Origin of the sequence: Proteiniborus sp. DW1 (assembly GCF_900095305.1) — a bacterium.
Taxonomy (GTDB): Bacteria; Bacillota; Clostridia; order Tissierellales; family Proteiniboraceae; genus Proteiniborus.
On record NZ_FMDO01000013.1, the window covers coordinates 44,738 to 60,676 of the forward strand.

Below are 15,939 nucleotides of genomic sequence, written 5' to 3' on the forward strand. Positions count from 1 at the left end.
GGGATTGTTTAAGAGAACAATCCCTTTTAATCTATGTATACGTACTAGCTGACATTTGGAGATTAATGACCTATTAGCTTAGTCCGTGTTTATTCAGTTAGGAATATATCAAAGTAAAATATTTTATATTTTGAAAGTTAAGATATAAGTTAATTAAAGAAGGTGTTTAATAATGAAGACAAGTGACAATACAATGAGAATAATTAAGGAAGAGCAAAAATGTATTGGATGTAATGCCTGTATGAAGGGATGTCCAATGCTTCATAAGTTTTGTGACTCACCCAAAGTACTGCTTAAGGAGTTGTTAGAATCTGGGACCTTTGACTACAAACTACCATACTCCTGTATGCTTTGTGGCTACTGTACTAAAGTATGTCCTAAGGGGGTAGACCTAAAGAGCTTATTTTTAGAGCTTAGAAGAGATGCAGTTGATCAAACAAATGGTAAACTTCCTAAGGATCTTGGAGCAAGTGCGGTAAATTTTCATCAAAAGTTTAGCTTTTCAAATTTATTTACATCAGATATACAAAACCTCCAATCTGGTACTATATTTTTTCCAGGCTGTGCACTTATGTCATATAGTCCTGAAATAGTGCAGAAAACTTACAGTTACCTTGGAGAAAAAATCCCTGGTATAGGAATATATAATAAATGCTGCGGTAAGCCCACAAGCTTTATGGGCAAGGAAGAGAAATTTAAGGAATATTTCTCAATACTAGAAAATGAGTTTTTAAGTAAAAAGGTTAAGAAAGTCATAACAGGATGTCAAAATTGTTTTATGACAATATCTAATAACAGTAATATAGTAGAAGTAGTATCTCTATGGGAGATAATATCTTCTGTAGGTATACCAGAAAATAGGAAAGGCATAGGGGGAAGTATTGAACTTGAGTTTACTATCCATGATCCCTGTCCTACCAGAGATGTAGACTTAATTCATGAATCTGTGAGAGACATAACTACCCAACTAGGAGTTAAAGTTAAAGAAATGAAATTTAACCGAGGAAAAACTCTTTGTTGTGGCTCTGGAGGTATGGTCTCTGTAACCCAAGGTCATATAGCAAAGGCACATACTGAGAGAAGAGCTAATGAGGCAAGCACAGATTATATAATAACATATTGTCAAGAATGTGTAGAGTCAATGAGAAGAGGTGGGAAGAGCTCATTTCATATACTTGATTTGCTTTTCAATGATAACTTTAAGGACATGGAGCAAAAAAACAATTCTACATTAGGGAAATGGTTAAATAGGTATAAGGGCAAAAAGATAAAGGATATATCTACTCAGCCACGTTAGGTGACAAAATTAGGAACTACAGAATTCCATATTTCCATTGGATTAGTAATGTTGTTGCTTGCATTTTATTAATATTAAAAGAGTGCTTCACAAAAGAAAAATGATAAAAGCTCTCTTAGTATGTTTCAGATATGTCAATTATTTGATTGAATCTAAGTTTTAGATAGATAAGTATTTTAAAATTCTATAAAACTATAGTCTTCTATTGCTTTTTTCAATAATTATTTTATTTACACTTTATTTGTGTTAATCTATTTTAGGTTCTACGTTAACTATATAAGTAAAAGGAGAGATAAAATGCTAATGAACTTGAGAAGAATGGCTTTGCCAGTAATTTTATTGTTATTAATATCATTAAGCTTATCTGCTTGTTCAAGTAATCCAGTAGAAAAAGACGATAAACAGATTACTGAACAAGAAAGTAAAAAAGATGAACAGGGAATTCAATCAATTTCGACAGAAGACTTGAAGGAAAAACTAAATGATGATTCTTGGGTAATTGTTGACACTCGAATTAATGATGCTTACAATGGTTGGAAACTAGAAGGGGTAAAAAGAGGTGGACATATAAAAGGTGCAGTAGATTTTTCTGCTAAATGGTTAGATGTAGAAGTAGATAATAAAGAGAGTATTTTAAGTGAAACAATAAATGTTAAAGGTATTGAACCAGCTAAAAATATAGTACTATATGATGCTAATGGAAAGGATGCCTTAAAAGTAGCAGAATACTTAAAAGGCAAGGGGTATGAAAATCTATACACTTATGATGTAAAAGAATGGGCTGAAGACGAAAGTCTTCCTATGGAATTCTATGAAAATTATAAGTTGATAGTACCTGCCAGCATAGTTAAGGATATAATTGATGGGAAAAAACCAGAAACATTTGAAGATGCTACACAAATAAAGATAATTGAAGCAAGCTGGGGGGAAGAAGATACATCATATGCAAATGGTCATGTACCTACAAGTTTCCATATAAATACTGATTGGATAGAACCACCACCAGCTTGGATGTTAGCTGATGATGCAACACTGACAGAATTTGCGTTAAACAATGGCTTTACAAAGGATGATACTGTAATAGTAACTGGCGAAGCTCAAATGGCAGCTTATCGTGTAGCTACTGTACTAAGATATATTGGAGTTAAGGATGTAAGGGTTTTAAATGGAGGTTTAGGAGCTTGGATATCAGCAGGATATGAAGTTGAAACTGAAAGTCATAAACCAACTCCAGTTACTGATTTTGGAGCTAAAATACCAGCTAATCCAGATTTAATTGATACACAGGAGGAGCTAAAAGTAAGTTTAGCAAAAACTGACGAATTTACTTTAGTAGATAATCGTACTTGGGAAGAACATATCGGAGAAAGCTCTGGGTATTCTTATCACGATAAAAAAGGACGTATTCCAGGTTCTGTATTCGGATATGCTGGAAAGACTGATGCAAATTCACTAGACTACTACCGTAATATAGATAATACTATGCGTAATGCTGATGAAATAATAGCCATGTGGAAAGAGTATGGAATAGATACAAACAAACATCTTTCATTTATGTGTGGAAGTGGATGGCGTGCAGCAGAAGTGCTATACTACGCTCAAGTAATGGGGCTTGAAAACACATCTCTATACAGTGATGGTTGGATTGGCTGGAGTAACAATCCAGAAAATCCTGTGGAAACAGGAGAGCCTACAAACTAAAATGTATAGAAAAAAGAATTCAAGAGGTATAATTAAGGGGATAATATATGCCATAGCGCTGCTTCTACAAGTAGCCTTAATAGTTACTGTATTCGTAATAAACAATCTAACTGCAAAAAGAGCAGGAGTAATGAGACATGTTTATACTAAGAGACTACAATATGAACAAGGCATATTTACTCAAGTAAACTTGACAAAACATAATATTATTCTGATTGCACTATGTATTCTATTTGCTGTTCTATTATTCTATGCTATTAAGAGAAGACAAAAAATATTTACAGGGATTCAGATAGCAATAGGAATTATGATGAGTTTGCTGACGATTATTGTTATTAATAGTAAATATTTCATAGATATCCTAGCATATCCTTACTTTATTATAGCATTTGAACTTGCGTTGTTGATTCAGACTATTATTATAATAATAGTAATATTGCAAGTCTACCAATATAATAAGAGATATTAAATTCCCACCTTAGATGACTGCTAAATTATCACACTGGTAATATAGCAGTTTTTTTGTGCTTAATTTTTTATACTTTTTATCTACTATTTATTAAAGTATCCATTTAGTAAAATTTAATTATAAGTTGAAGCTGATAAATTATCAATGTACGAGAATGTTATATAGACATATATATCTCTATAGAAATATATTATATTAAAAAACAATGCTATATTGACATTAGATAGATGAAAGCCTATAATCATTATATAGATATATATCTATATAGGAGGGTGGGCATATGGAACTAAATTATGAAGAGAATTCAAAGTTAATCAAAGCATTATCGGATCCAAAAAGGCTGCAGATAATTGATATTTTATCATGTGGAGAAAGATGCGCATGTGAAATATTAGATCATTTTGATTTCTCACAGCCTACATTGTCGCATCATATGAAGGTATTAACGGATTTGGAAATAGTAAATGTAAGAAAAGATGGATTGTGGAGTTATTATTCACTAAATATTAGTAAATGCAATAAGATTATACTATTTTTAATGAATATTATTACAGATACTGATGATTGTATATGTAAAGACAAAATTAATTGTGAATGCAAATAAAAAAGGAGTTGAAAAAATGAAAAAAATGATAATTTTTGATCCTGCAATGTGTTGTCCTACTGGAATTTGTGGACCATCCGTAGACCCAGAATTATTAAGAGTATCTAGAGTAATAAATAGATTAAAGAGAAACGACGTAATTGTTGAAAGGCATAATCTAACTAATAACCCTATGATATTTGTTAATAACAAAGTTATAAATGAAATTTTAACTAAAGAAGGAGTAGAAGTATTACCGGTTACAATGGTAGGTGGCGAAATAGTAAAGACTAGGTCTTACCCAACAGATGAAGAATTTATTAAATTTCTAGACATACCAGAGGATTATCTAAAGTTGACAATTAAGCAAAATTCTAAAAAAGATTAAGAGTGTGTGATGCTTGCTGCAAAAATAATTAAAGGTGGTGCACTAATGTTTAAAGACTTCAACTTGAAAGACATAGACTTAACAAAATATTTATTCTTTACAGGAAAAGGTGGAGTAGGGAAGACTTCTACAGCTTGCTCTATAGCAGTTGCATTAGCAGATGAAGGTAAAAAAATCATGCTCGTAAGTACAGATCCTGCTTCAAATCTACAAGATGTTTTTAATACAGAATTAGATAATAAAGGTGTTCGGATTAAAGAGGTTCCTAATTTGGTTGTAGCTAATTTTGAGCCAGAAGCTGCAGCAGCAGAATATAGAGAAAGTGTAATAGCACCCTATAGGGGCAAACTTCCTGAGGTTGTTATTCAAAATATGGAAGAGCAATTATCAGGTTCATGTACCGTTGAAATAGCAGCTTTCAATGAATTTACAGGGTTTCTTACTGATAAAGAAGCCTCTGAAAAGTATGACCATATAATATTTGATACTGCGCCTACAGGACATACATTAAGAATGCTGCAGCTACCTTCAGCTTGGACTAATTTCATAAGCGAAAGCACTCATGGCGCATCTTGTTTAGGGCAACTTGCAGGCTTAGAGGATAAAAAGGAAATATATAAAAATGCGGTAGATACTCTTGCTGATAAAGAAAAGACAACACTTATACTTGTGTCTCGTCCTGAATCATCAGCTCTAAAGGAAGCAGAAAGAGCCTCTAATGAGTTAAAGGAATTAGATGTAAGTAATCAGCTTCTAATCATTAACGGAGTACTAAAAGAGCATGATGACGAACTATCTAATGAAATATTTATACAACAACAGGATGTACTTAAAGATATACCTGAAGGTCTTAGAGCATTAGAAACTTTTGAGATACCACTCAGACCATATAACGTAACTGGAATTGATAATATTAGAGCATTCTTAAAAGATGGAGATGTAAGAAATATAGATGAAAAATTAGAAATAGATAATATACCTACTTTAAGTACAGTAATAGATGATTTATATGAATCTGATAAAAAAGTGATATTTACAATGGGCAAAGGTGGAGTTGGTAAAACTACCATAGCTGCTACTATTGCAATGGAACTGGCTAAAAAAGGGAAGAAAGTTCATTTAACTACTACTGATCCTGCAGATCATCTAAAGTTTGTAATAGATGAAAGCTATGGCATAACTATAAGCCACATTGATGAAAAAAAAGAGCTAGAGAAATACAGAGAAGAAGTATTAAGTAAAGCTGGAAAAGAAAATATGAGTGAGGATGATATTGCATATATTGAGGAAGACTTAAGATCTCCTTGTACTCAGGAAATTGCAGTATTCAGAACTTTTGCTGAAATAGTAGAACGTTCAGAGAATGAGGTTGTAGTTATTGATACTGCTCCTACAGGACATACTTTATTATTATTGGAGTCTACACAAAGCTATAACAAGGAAATTCAAAGAACTCAAGGGGATACACCTGAATCAGTAAAAAAACTGCTACCAAAACTAAAAGATAGTAAGTTAACAGAAGTACTATTAGTTACATTAGCTGAAGCTACCCCTTATTATGAGGCTAGAAGATTACAAGAGGATTTAAATAGAGCAGGTATATTTAGCAAATGGTGGATAATTAATTCTAGCTTTTATGCAACTAGTACGACTAATAAAATTTTGAAGGCTAAGGCTTCAAATGAGATTCAATGGATTAATGCTATAAACGAAATTTCTAAAGGAAACCTAGCATTAGTAAAGTGGACTCAAATGGAACTAAAAGGTGAAAATCTAAGTAAGCTCTTAAAATAGAGCTTGCTTAGATAATATGATATACACAAATGAAAGGTGGATTATAATGACAAAACAAAAGCATATCGGAGGAATTAGCTTTTTCGAAAAATACCTTACATTATGGGTAGCAATATGTATGGTAATAGGAGTACTAATAGGAGTATATCTTCCAGGAGTACCAGAGTTTCTAAGTAAATTTGAATACTATAATGTATCAATACCAGTTGCAATTTTAATATGGTTAATGATTTATCCAATGATGTTAAAGGTTGACTTTAACAGTGTCAAAAAAGTTAGAGAAAACCCTAAAGGACTTATAGTTACATGGGTTACAAACTGGCTAATTAAACCGTTTACAATGTATGGATTAGCAATATTTTTCTTCAACGTAGTATTTAAAAACTATATATCTCCTGATCTCGCAAAGGATTATTTAGCAGGAGCAGTACTTTTAGGAGCAGCACCATGTACAGCCATGGTATTTGTCTGGAGTCATTTAACAAAAGGTAATCCTGCATATACACTAGTTCAAGTTGCTACAAATGACCTTATAATTTTAGTCGGATTTGTACCTATAGTAGCATTTTTACTAGGATTAAGTAATATTTCAATACCTTGGGGCACATTATTCTTATCAGTAGTTTTATTTGTAGTAGTACCATTATCAGCTGGTGTTATTTCAAGAAATATGATTACTAAAAACAGAGGATTAGAGTATTTTGAAAAACAATATATACCTAAGTTTGCTAATGTTACTATAATAGGACTTTTATTGACATTAATAATTTTGTTTTCATTCCAAGGACAGATTATAATAGATAATCCTCAAGATATTATATTGATTGCTGTCCCATTGATTATACAAACATTTGTAATATTCTTTGTTGCTTATTTGTGGGCAAAGGCTTGGAAGCTACCTCATAGTATAGCAGCCCCTGCAGGTATGATTGGAGCATCTAACTTCTTTGAGCTTGCTGTGGCAGTAGCTATATCCTTGTTTGGATTGGATTCAGGTGCGGCTCTAGCAACAGTTGTAGGTGTCCTTACTGAAGTACCAGTAATGCTCACCCTAGTTAGAATTGCTAATAAAACAAGAGGTTGGTTCAGTACTGACGCCAATTAAAGGAGATGTGAAAGATGAAAAAGAAAGTTGCTTTTGTGTGTGTTCATAATTCATGTCGTTCTCAAATGGCAGAAGGATGGGCAAAGAAGTTAGGTAGCGATATTTTAGAGGTATATTCTGCAGGAACAGAAAACTATCATGAAGTGAAACCATTAGCGGTTAAAGTAATGGAGGAAGCAGGTGTGGATATGAGTTCTCATTATCCTAAACTGTTAAGTGACATTCCAGAAGAAGTGGATTATCTTATTACCATGGGATGCAATGTAGTTTGTCCTTATGTTCCATGTAAACATAGTGAGGACTGGGGACTAGAAGATCCATCTGGTGGTCCAATAGAAAATTATAGAATTACGAGAGACTTAATAAAAGAAAAGGTAGAATATTTGATTAAAAGAGTAAAGAATAATGAAATATAGTGTTACTGAAAATAATGGGGTGAGAACTATATCAGTTTACTATTTTTGGGGTAATATTATTTTTTGCTTTTCTGCGTACTTATTTTTGAATAGCTATCTAAGCAAATATTTCGGGAGGTATTATTGTGAAGAGCAAAGATGAATTAAAGAAAATTATCCGTAAAAACTATGCAAATGTAGCGATAAAAGGTTCTACGGGAGGGTGTTGTAGTGGAGGTTGCAGTTGTAATGGTACTCCAATCGACATAAATAAAGCAACTATAAAAATAGGTTATACAGAAGAAGATCTTTCTAGCGTACCAGCAGGATCAAATATGGGATTAGGTTGTGGCAATCCTATTGCTATAGCTTCTCTACAAGAAGGAGAAACAGTTCTTGATCTTGGATGTGGAGGTGGGTTTGATTGCTTTCTTGCCAGAAGACAGGTAGGAGAAACTGGATATGTTATAGGTGTTGATATGACTACCGACATGATAGAGTTAGCAAGGAAAAATGCCAAAGAAGATGGATATACAAACGTAGATTTTAGACTTGGGGAAATTGAATACTTGCCTGTAGCGGATTCATCAGTTGATGTAATAATATCTAATTGCGTAATTAATTTATCTCCTGAAAAAGAAAAGGTATTCAAGGAGGCCTATAGAGTCCTTAAACCTGGTGGAAGACTATCTATTTCAGATGTGGTAGCTACAGCAGAATTGCCAGAGCAAATAAAGCAGGATTTAAGAATGATGACTGGTTGTATTGCAGGAGCTGAATATGTCGAAAACATCAGAGCGATGATGCAAAATGCAGGCTTCAAGGATATTAAACTAATGCCAAAAGATAATGGTAGAGAGATAGTGAAATCTTGGGTACCAGACAGGAATATTGACGATTATGTGACTTCATATATGATAGAAGCAGTAAAGTAATAACCTTAGTTGACAACTTCATTTATATCTTGTAAGTCAAATAAACTCCTTTTTTGCAATTATCAAAGCAGAGGAGTTTATTTTTATGCATCCTCATATCTATATATAAACTATCCACATAGTAATTACAAACATTAGTTGTTCTATTTGTATGATAAAAGTTTAAACAATCCTAGTTGATTCTAATGTGATAGAATCTGATTCTCCTAAATGTTCTTAAGATGTATCTTGCAATATTTGAAGATAATTTTTCTAAGGAATTTTTGATTAATGAAATAATTAAATTTAATTATAGATATCAAAGTATCTTTATATTGATTTGAAACCTTAAGATACTTTTGAACTTTTTAATTCTTGAATATTTTAACCTGACCTAAATCGCTATACCTTAACTAAATCAGTTTTACCCTTTTAATAGAAGAAATTCCAGCTATATCTAAATTTTCAAGTGATTCAATATTATGCTTATTATAAGTATTTTAAAACAATAACACTAATTTAATATGAGATCGCAAGATTATTACTTTGCACAACTATTTTCTAGGTTTCTCTACACTTTTTACTCATTATCTGATAAAGTAATCATTAGGGACTCAAACTAAAGGAAGAGGTGATGTGATGAAAAAATATTTAGAAATGTTTTCAGTTTTTTTCAAGATAGGAGCCTTTACAATAGGTGGAGGCTATGCTATGGTGCCACTTATTGAGGCTGAAGTAGTAGATAAGAAAAAATGGATTGAAAAGGATGAATTCGTAGATACTCTTGCACTAGCTCAATCATCTCCTGGCCCTATAGCTGTAAATACAGCTGTATTTGTAGGCTTTAAGATGGATAGATATAAGGGTGCTTTTTTTACTACATTAGGTGCGGTACTACCATCATTCTTAATTATCTTAGCCATTGCAATGTTTTTTAGAGAAATAAAAGACCTAGAAGCAGTAGAAAGCGCATTTAAAGCCATTAGACCAGCTGTAGTAGCTCTAATAGCCACATCTGTTATTAGTTTGTCTAAAAACTCCAAACTAAAAGGAAAGGCTTTTATTATACCTATAGCTGTTGCAGCATGTGTTACTTTCTTAAAAATAACCCCTATTATATTTATAATACTGGCAGCTGTTGGGGGCAATCTTTACATGGCTAAAAAGGGAGGAAAGAAATAATGATTTATTTAAGACTCTTTATTACATTTTTTAAAATAGGACTTTTTAGCTTTGGTGGAGGATATGCTATGCTTCCTCTTATACAGACAGAGGTGGTAGATGTAAACAAATGGTTAGGAGTTAGTGAGTTCACAGACATAGTTGCTATATCACAGGTTACACCCGGACCTATTGCAGTAAATAGTGCTACATATATAGGATATACAGTTACAAATAGTGTTTTAGGCTCTGTTTGTGCTACATTAGGAGTTGTACTGCCATCAGTAATTATAATGCTCATAATTTGTAATTTCTTTTTTAAGTTTAAGAATAATAAATATGTGGAAAATGCCTTTGTAGGACTTAGACCTGTAGTAGTGGGGCTTGTATTATCTGCTACACTACTTCTTATCAATAAAGAAACCTTTATAGATTTTAAAAGTGTTATACTTTTTGCATTGGCTTTTTTTGCAACATATAAATACAAGATGCATCCAATACTACTTACATTGATAGCAGGAGTTCTAGGATATTTCATATACTAAGGAGGTTTTTTATGCAATTCAAATTTGATCCACTTGCTTACAACTATCCATCTAGGAGAAATGTGGTTTATGGAAAAAAGGGAATGGTAGCTACAGGTAATCCTTTAGCAGCACAGGTTGGGATTGAAATACTGAAAAAAGGTGGAAATGCAATAGATGCAGCTATTGCAACTGCTGCTACACTAACTGTAGTAGAACCTACAGCTAATGGAATAGGAGGAGATGCTTTTGCTCTAGTCTGGGTTGGAAACAAGCTACATGGTTTAAACAGTAGTGGTCCTTCTCCAAAATCCATAAGTGTAAAAGTCTTAAGGGAGTTGGGGTATACTGAGATGCCTAAATACGGATTAATACCAGTTAATGTGCCAGGTGCACCAGCTGCATGGGCAGAGCTGTCAAAGAAATTTGGGAGGTTACCATTCGAGGAGGTTTTAGAGCCAGCAATTAAATATGCAGAAGAAGGCTTCACTATTCAGCCACAAGTAGGAGCAGGATGGGCAGCGGCATTTAAAAACTATGCTAAAGAAAGAGAAAAGAAGGAAGAACTTCAGACTTGGTTTGATACCTTTGCACCAAATGACAATTGTCCAAAGATTGGAGACTATATTACATTAAAAGATCATGGAAGAACTTTAAGAGAAATATCCAAGACCATGGCAGAAAGCTTTTATCGTGGAGAGTTAGCAGAAAAGATAGATGCATTTTCTAAAAAATATGGTGGATATATTACCAAAGAGGATTTAGCTGAATATTATCCAGAATGGGTAGAGCCAATAAGCACTGATTACAAAGGTTATGAAGTGTATGAAATCCCTCCTAATGGTCATGGAATAACTGTGCTTATGGCATTAAACATATTGAAAGAAATGGAATTAGGGCCTAGGGATTCCTTTAACAGTACACATTTGCAAATAGAAGCTCTAAAGTTAGCCTTTGTAGATGCTCAAAAATATGTAGCAGACCCAAAGACTATGAAGGTAAAAACAGAGGAATTGCTTTCAAAGGAATATGCTAGAGAAAGAAGAAAGCTAATATCAGATAAAGCTATAATGCCCGAGGCAGGACAGCCTTCAAAAGGAGGAACAGTTTATCTATGTACAGCTGATGAGGAAGGAAACATGGTTTCATACATCCAGAGTAATTATATGGGCTTTGGCTCTGGGTTAGTAGTACCAAATACAGGGATTTCCCTTCATAATAGGGGAGCTAATTTTAACCTAGATGAAAACTCAGATAACTGTATTGCTGGTGGTAAAAGATCCTACCATACAATTATTCCAGGTTTCTTAACTAAAGATGGAAAGCCAGTGGGACCTTTTGGAATTATGGGTGGATTTATGCAACCACAGGCTCATCTTCAAGTTATGATAAATACAATAGATTACAATATGAACCCACAAGAAGCATTAGACAGACCTAGATGGCAGTGGGTTGGAGGAAAAACTATAGAAGTAGAACAGAGTTTTGACAATAGGTTGGCTTTAGAGCTTGCGAGAGCAGGACATGATATTGTAGTTAAGGCTAATAGTGTAGGATTTGGTAGAGGTCAGATAATTTGGAGAAATGATGATGGAGTATTATGCGGAGCTACAGAACCAAGAACAGATGGACAGGTAGCAGTTTGGTAAATTATTAAAATGTCAGGCATGGAATTACCTAAACATTTATCATCATCTATAAAAGAAACAGAAAAAAATGAGGGAAATGTAGCTATTCAAGAGCAAGAAGTTATTGAATAAAATTCTATTTTAAAATTAAAAATACAAATGAGTAAATAAATTAAAAGCAATTATCTTGGATATACTAAATCTGAGGTGATTGCTTTGTTTAATTTCAAGAAAAATATAGCCTTAAGGCTTTTGTTTATTTTAGTGTTAGCTGTAGTTATTTTCATACCATCGTCATGTACCAAAAAGCAAGAAAAACCCAAACTACAAACTGAGGAAGAGAAGATTCCTGAAAAGCTTAAAAATATGCAGGAGAAAAACGAAGATATAATAGAACAAATAGAAAAAATACTTGAAGAAATGAAAAAACCAGAAGAGCCAAAGAAATTAGAACAAAAAGAGCAACAACAGCAAGGCCAAAGCTCTCAACAAGGTAGTGAAGATGGAGGAAATAAAAAAGGTGGTTCAGAAGGAGGAAGTCAACCAAAAACTTCTGAAAAATCTGATGAACAGGAAAAACAAAAAACAAAGGAACAGAAAATAGAAGAAATGTGGACTAAAGTAAAGAAAACTTCTGAGGAGATTCATAATTCTTGGGGAGATTATGAAATACTGGCTATAGAGAATGGCATTAAGAAACAAGAGTTAACAAAATTTGAAGAAACGATAAACAAGCTAACAATATCAATAGATAAAAAGAAGATTGAAGAGTCTCTAGTATATTCAAATGATATTACCTATGATATGGCTCCTTTCTTTGATTTATATAAGGGAAATCATGAAGGGGAACTAATGAGATTAAGATATTTTATTAGACAGGTTCTTTTATATGGAATGCAAGGCGAATGGGATAAAAGCGAAGAGACCATAACTCAGGCAGAGGAATCTATGAATACTGCAAGAGCAAAGATAAAACTAGAAAAAGAAGACCAAAAACTTATGGAAAAGCTAGGACTATCCATAGCAAATATGAAAACATCCATACCAATGAAAAATGTTGAGCTATTAAAAATTAAAAGAGATATTGTTTTGAAGAATGTAGATGAAATAAAGGATAAGTTATAAACTGAGAAAATAATAGAAATATACGCTCACGGGTAGCAGTCTCTTACACAAATTTATTTGCTCGCTACGCTCACATAAATTCTGATACAAAATCCTACAACTTGCAAACTCGCTACACTCAAACAGTACAAGTTGCTTAACGGATTTTGTATCTACATTCGCTAAGAATTATAGTCATATCCTGCAAATGTTCGCTCAATATTTCTATTATTTTTTTATGTTGGAACTAATGCCACCTATTTCCGTCTAATGTATAAAAAGGCACGGGGGTGGCTATTGTGTTTATAAAGAGTAAAAAAAGACTGTTAAGTTCTTTCTTAATTATTCTAATGCTAGCACTAATGATATCCGGCTGTTCTTCACCAAAAAATGTTGCAACAAAGAACAGCATAGCTCCATCTGAGGCACCAGCTGTATCAGTAGACACTATTAGAGGCGAAAGCAAGTCCATGGACTATGCAACAGATACATCTGTAGAGTACACCAGCAATGTAGGATTTGGTTCCAGCGAAAATGGAGAAGCAGATCAAGACAGAGAGTATATAGGTGAGCAATCCCAAACTGGTAGAAAAATAATTAAGTCTGCAAATGTAGAATTAGAAACAAAAGAGTTCGATAAAACAGTAAATATAATCACAGAGAAAACAAACTATCTTGGAGGCTATATTGAAAGCTCTAGTATATCAGGAGGACGACCAGTTAATAAAGATGATTTCAGAAATAGAGTAGCTTCATTTAAGCTTAGAGTTCCTGAAAAGAGCTTTGAACAGCTTCTACTAGACTTTAATGACATAGGAAATGTAATTAATATTAGCAGAGGTGGAGATGACATAACAAGTCAATATTTTGACACTGAAGCAAGACTAAAATCTTTAACTATTCAAGAAGAAAGATTGCTGGAAATATTAAAGAAAGCAGATAAAATTGAGGATATTATACAGTTAGAAAGAGAGCTTTCAGATGTTAGATATCAAATAGAAAGCTATACAGGGACTCTAAGAAAATGGGATAACTTAGTTAATTTTTCAACTATTGATGTAATGGTTTATGAAGTTAGAGAGATACAAGAACCAGAACCTGTTACATTAGGAGATAGAATTGAAAATGGGTTTAAAAAATCCATAAAAGGAATAATTAATCTAGGAAAGGAACTTTTAGTTGCCGTAGCGGTATTGCTTCCTATAATATTTGTTTTATCGATAGTAGGATTAGTAGTTTTTTATATTATAAAAAAAGTCTCTAAAAGAAGAAATAAGAAAATTGATAGAGATGAAGAATAGCACTACATAAATTTGAACTCGTGTGAGGGCTTTCACTAAAAAATGCTATGTTTTTATCAATAATAAGCTATAATGTATATGAAGATACTAACAATATATCAGAGGTGAGTATAATGGATAATGAAGCATTATTAAAATACTATATCTATAATGGAGAATTAGTGCCTACATCAGATGATAAGGGGTTTAAAGAAGCAACTCCCCCATTAATATACGAGGTAATTAGGATTATAGATGGCGTTCCTATATTTTTAGAGGGACATATAGAGAGAATGAGAAAATCGGCTGAGCTCATAGGAAAAACCATAAAAAAAACAGATGAAGAAATTACAAAAGAAATACATAAGCTAATAGATGCTAATAAAGAGCATAACATGAACATAAAGCTTTTATGTACTAATGTAGACAGTCCAAATCAAACTTTCATGATTTATTATAATAAGACTAGCTATCCAGAAAAAGAAGTATACGAAAAGGGGATCCATACTATTCTGTTTGAATCAGAAAGAGAAAATCCTAATGCTAAAATATTAAATTCTGATTTAAGACAGAGAATAAATGATGAAATAAAAGCGAAAAATGCCTATGAAGCTCTTTTGGTAAATAGGAATGGTTTTATTACAGAGGGTAGTCGCTCAAATATGTTCTTTGTAAAGGGCGATAAGGTTTATACAGCACCAGCAGGAGATGTACTCCTAGGCATAACTAGAAATGAAATTATGAATGTATGTAGAGAGCAAAATATTGAAGTAATAGAGAAGGAGGTTCATAGAGATTCTCTAAAGGAGCTAGACGGAGCATTTATGACAGGGACATCAGTTAATGCACTTCCTATATCTACTATAGATAATATTGAACTAGATTCAGTAAATAACAGTATTATTAAAATAATAGCAGATGGATATTTACAAAAGATGCAAGAATATATAAAGTCAAAAAAATAAGAATATCGGAAATAGAAAAAATTTTCACAAAAGGTATTGCAATATGTAAAAAATGGTGGTATTATGAAAAGGTAGCCTAAGTTAGTAGGCTTTACCAATAATGAAAAGGAGGCCGTGAAAAGATGTTAATGAGAACTTTGAACACAACTAATAAAACTGAAAACAAAAATAATAGCGGCCTGTGGATAATAAAATAATTATAAAGTTATATCATTATAATTTTAAATTAGTTTATTAGTCGCAGGCACATAGTCTGCGACTTTATTTAAGTTTTGCATAAGTGACTAGTATAGAATCTAATATTCTGTCTATCTACTTGTGTTTATTCAAACTGTATTATGTTTTTTGCTAATAAACTAAAGCTAGTCGTAGGCTATTTCCTACGACTTTTATTTTGTCGTAGGATACACCTGCGGCTTTTTTGTATTTAATTATTAGCAACAAATCACTATTATGTAATTTTAAAGGAGGTGATGTATATGACTAGCTTTTTGTTAGAGTTATTATTATTTCCTAATCTTAGGAAACATACTGGCTTTGAAGAATATGCCAGACTTGAGCTTAAAAAGCATTACAGATTTTAAAGATTAGGATAGTCTAAGAAAATAAGAGGAGGTTTTTGAAATGATTA

General features: G+C 32.7%; 15 protein-coding genes. All 15 read left to right on the forward strand.

The window, feature by feature from the left end; genetic code table 11:
- Window positions 1–172: 172 nt before the first annotated feature.
- The 15 genes from DW1_RS03235 to DW1_RS03305 all read left to right on the forward strand — a co-directional run bounded on the left by DW1_RS03235 (window position 173) and on the right by DW1_RS03305 (window position 15,308).
- Window positions 173–1,297 (forward strand): (Fe-S)-binding protein, encoded by a 1,125-nt coding sequence (locus tag DW1_RS03235; protein WP_074349201.1) that lies wholly within the window; start codon window positions 173–175, stop codon window positions 1,295–1,297.
- Between the two features lie 297 nt (window positions 1,298–1,594).
- Complete coding sequence (locus tag DW1_RS03240; protein WP_347499698.1) at window positions 1,595–2,998, forward strand: rhodanese-like domain-containing protein; 1,404 nt, start codon at window positions 1,595–1,597, stop codon at window positions 2,996–2,998.
- A gap of 1 nt (window position 2,999) precedes the next feature.
- The gene (locus DW1_RS03245) at window positions 3,000–3,467 is read left to right on the forward strand and encodes a hypothetical protein (RefSeq protein WP_074349202.1); all 468 of its coding nucleotides are present in this window, start codon (window positions 3,000–3,002) and stop codon (window positions 3,465–3,467) included.
- A gap of 280 nt (window positions 3,468–3,747) precedes the next feature.
- Entirely contained in the window at window positions 3,748–4,071 is a 324-nt protein-coding gene (locus DW1_RS03250; protein WP_074349203.1) for an ArsR/SmtB family transcription factor, read from the forward strand.
- Window positions 4,072–4,087: 16 nt separating this feature from the next.
- Window positions 4,088–4,438, forward strand: coding sequence for an arsenite efflux transporter metallochaperone ArsD (gene arsD / locus DW1_RS03255; RefSeq protein WP_074349204.1), 351 nt, complete (start codon window positions 4,088–4,090; stop codon window positions 4,436–4,438).
- Between the two features lie 45 nt (window positions 4,439–4,483).
- A complete protein-coding gene (gene arsA / locus DW1_RS03260; RefSeq protein ID WP_074349303.1) occupies window positions 4,484–6,232 on the forward strand; it encodes an arsenical pump-driving ATPase in 1,749 nt (582 codons plus the stop codon).
- 46 nt (window positions 6,233–6,278) lie between these two features.
- Entirely contained in the window at window positions 6,279–7,337 is a 1,059-nt protein-coding gene (arsB, locus tag DW1_RS03265) for an ACR3 family arsenite efflux transporter (RefSeq protein WP_074349205.1), read from the forward strand.
- Window positions 7,338–7,351: 14 nt separating this feature from the next.
- Entirely contained in the window at window positions 7,352–7,753 is a 402-nt protein-coding gene (locus DW1_RS03270) for an arsenate reductase ArsC (RefSeq protein WP_074349206.1), read from the forward strand.
- A 125-nt stretch (window positions 7,754–7,878) separates the two neighbouring features.
- A complete protein-coding gene (locus DW1_RS03275; RefSeq protein WP_242942426.1) occupies window positions 7,879–8,667 on the forward strand; it encodes an arsenite methyltransferase in 789 nt (262 codons plus the stop codon).
- A gap of 618 nt (window positions 8,668–9,285) precedes the next feature.
- Window positions 9,286–9,828 (forward strand): chromate transporter, encoded by a 543-nt coding sequence (locus tag DW1_RS03280; RefSeq protein ID WP_074349208.1) that lies wholly within the window; start codon window positions 9,286–9,288, stop codon window positions 9,826–9,828.
- Window positions 9,828–10,352: a chromate transporter gene (locus DW1_RS03285; protein WP_074349209.1), complete on the forward strand. Its 525-nt coding sequence runs from the start codon at window positions 9,828–9,830 to the stop codon at window positions 10,350–10,352. The genes DW1_RS03280 and DW1_RS03285 overlap by 1 nt, the downstream gene beginning before the upstream one ends.
- An 11-nt stretch (window positions 10,353–10,363) precedes the next feature.
- A complete protein-coding gene (gene ggt / locus DW1_RS03290) occupies window positions 10,364–11,980 on the forward strand; it encodes a gamma-glutamyltransferase (protein ID WP_074349210.1) in 1,617 nt (538 codons plus the stop codon).
- Between the two features lie 195 nt (window positions 11,981–12,175).
- On the forward strand, window positions 12,176–13,084 hold the full coding sequence (locus DW1_RS03295) for a hypothetical protein (protein WP_074349211.1): 909 nt from the start codon (window positions 12,176–12,178) through the stop codon (window positions 13,082–13,084).
- A gap of 278 nt (window positions 13,085–13,362) precedes the next feature.
- Entirely contained in the window at window positions 13,363–14,364 is a 1,002-nt protein-coding gene (locus DW1_RS03300) for a DUF4349 domain-containing protein (protein ID WP_074349212.1), read from the forward strand.
- A gap of 47 nt (window positions 14,365–14,411) precedes the next feature.
- Entirely contained in the window at window positions 14,412–15,308 is an 897-nt protein-coding gene (locus DW1_RS03305; RefSeq protein WP_242942427.1) for an aminotransferase class IV, read from the forward strand.
- Window positions 15,309–15,939: the final 631 nt, after the last annotated feature.

Excerpts from the sequence above, each read along its gene's own strand:
- DW1_RS03235 (WP_074349201.1), top strand. The coding sequence starts at position 173 with ATGAAGACAAGTGACAATACAATGAGAATAATTAAGGAAGAGCAAAAA.
- DW1_RS03240 (WP_347499698.1), top strand. The coding sequence starts at position 1,595 with ATGCTAATGAACTTGAGAAGAATGGCTTTGCCAGTAATTTTATTGTTA.
- DW1_RS03245 (WP_074349202.1), top strand. The coding sequence starts at position 3,000 with ATGTATAGAAAAAAGAATTCAAGAGGTATAATTAAGGGGATAATATAT.
- DW1_RS03250 (WP_074349203.1), top strand. The coding sequence starts at position 3,748 with ATGGAACTAAATTATGAAGAGAATTCAAAGTTAATCAAAGCATTATCG.
- arsD (WP_074349204.1), top strand. The coding sequence starts at position 4,088 with ATGAAAAAAATGATAATTTTTGATCCTGCAATGTGTTGTCCTACTGGA.
- arsA (WP_074349303.1), top strand. The coding sequence starts at position 4,484 with ATGTTTAAAGACTTCAACTTGAAAGACATAGACTTAACAAAATATTTA.
- arsB (WP_074349205.1), top strand. The coding sequence starts at position 6,279 with ATGACAAAACAAAAGCATATCGGAGGAATTAGCTTTTTCGAAAAATAC.
- DW1_RS03270 (WP_074349206.1), top strand. The coding sequence starts at position 7,352 with ATGAAAAAGAAAGTTGCTTTTGTGTGTGTTCATAATTCATGTCGTTCT.
- DW1_RS03280 (WP_074349208.1), top strand. The coding sequence starts at position 9,286 with ATGAAAAAATATTTAGAAATGTTTTCAGTTTTTTTCAAGATAGGAGCC.
- DW1_RS03285 (WP_074349209.1), top strand. The coding sequence starts at position 9,828 with ATGATTTATTTAAGACTCTTTATTACATTTTTTAAAATAGGACTTTTT.
- ggt (WP_074349210.1), top strand. The coding sequence starts at position 10,364 with ATGCAATTCAAATTTGATCCACTTGCTTACAACTATCCATCTAGGAGA.
- DW1_RS03305 (WP_242942427.1), top strand. The coding sequence starts at position 14,412 with ATGTTTTTATCAATAATAAGCTATAATGTATATGAAGATACTAACAAT.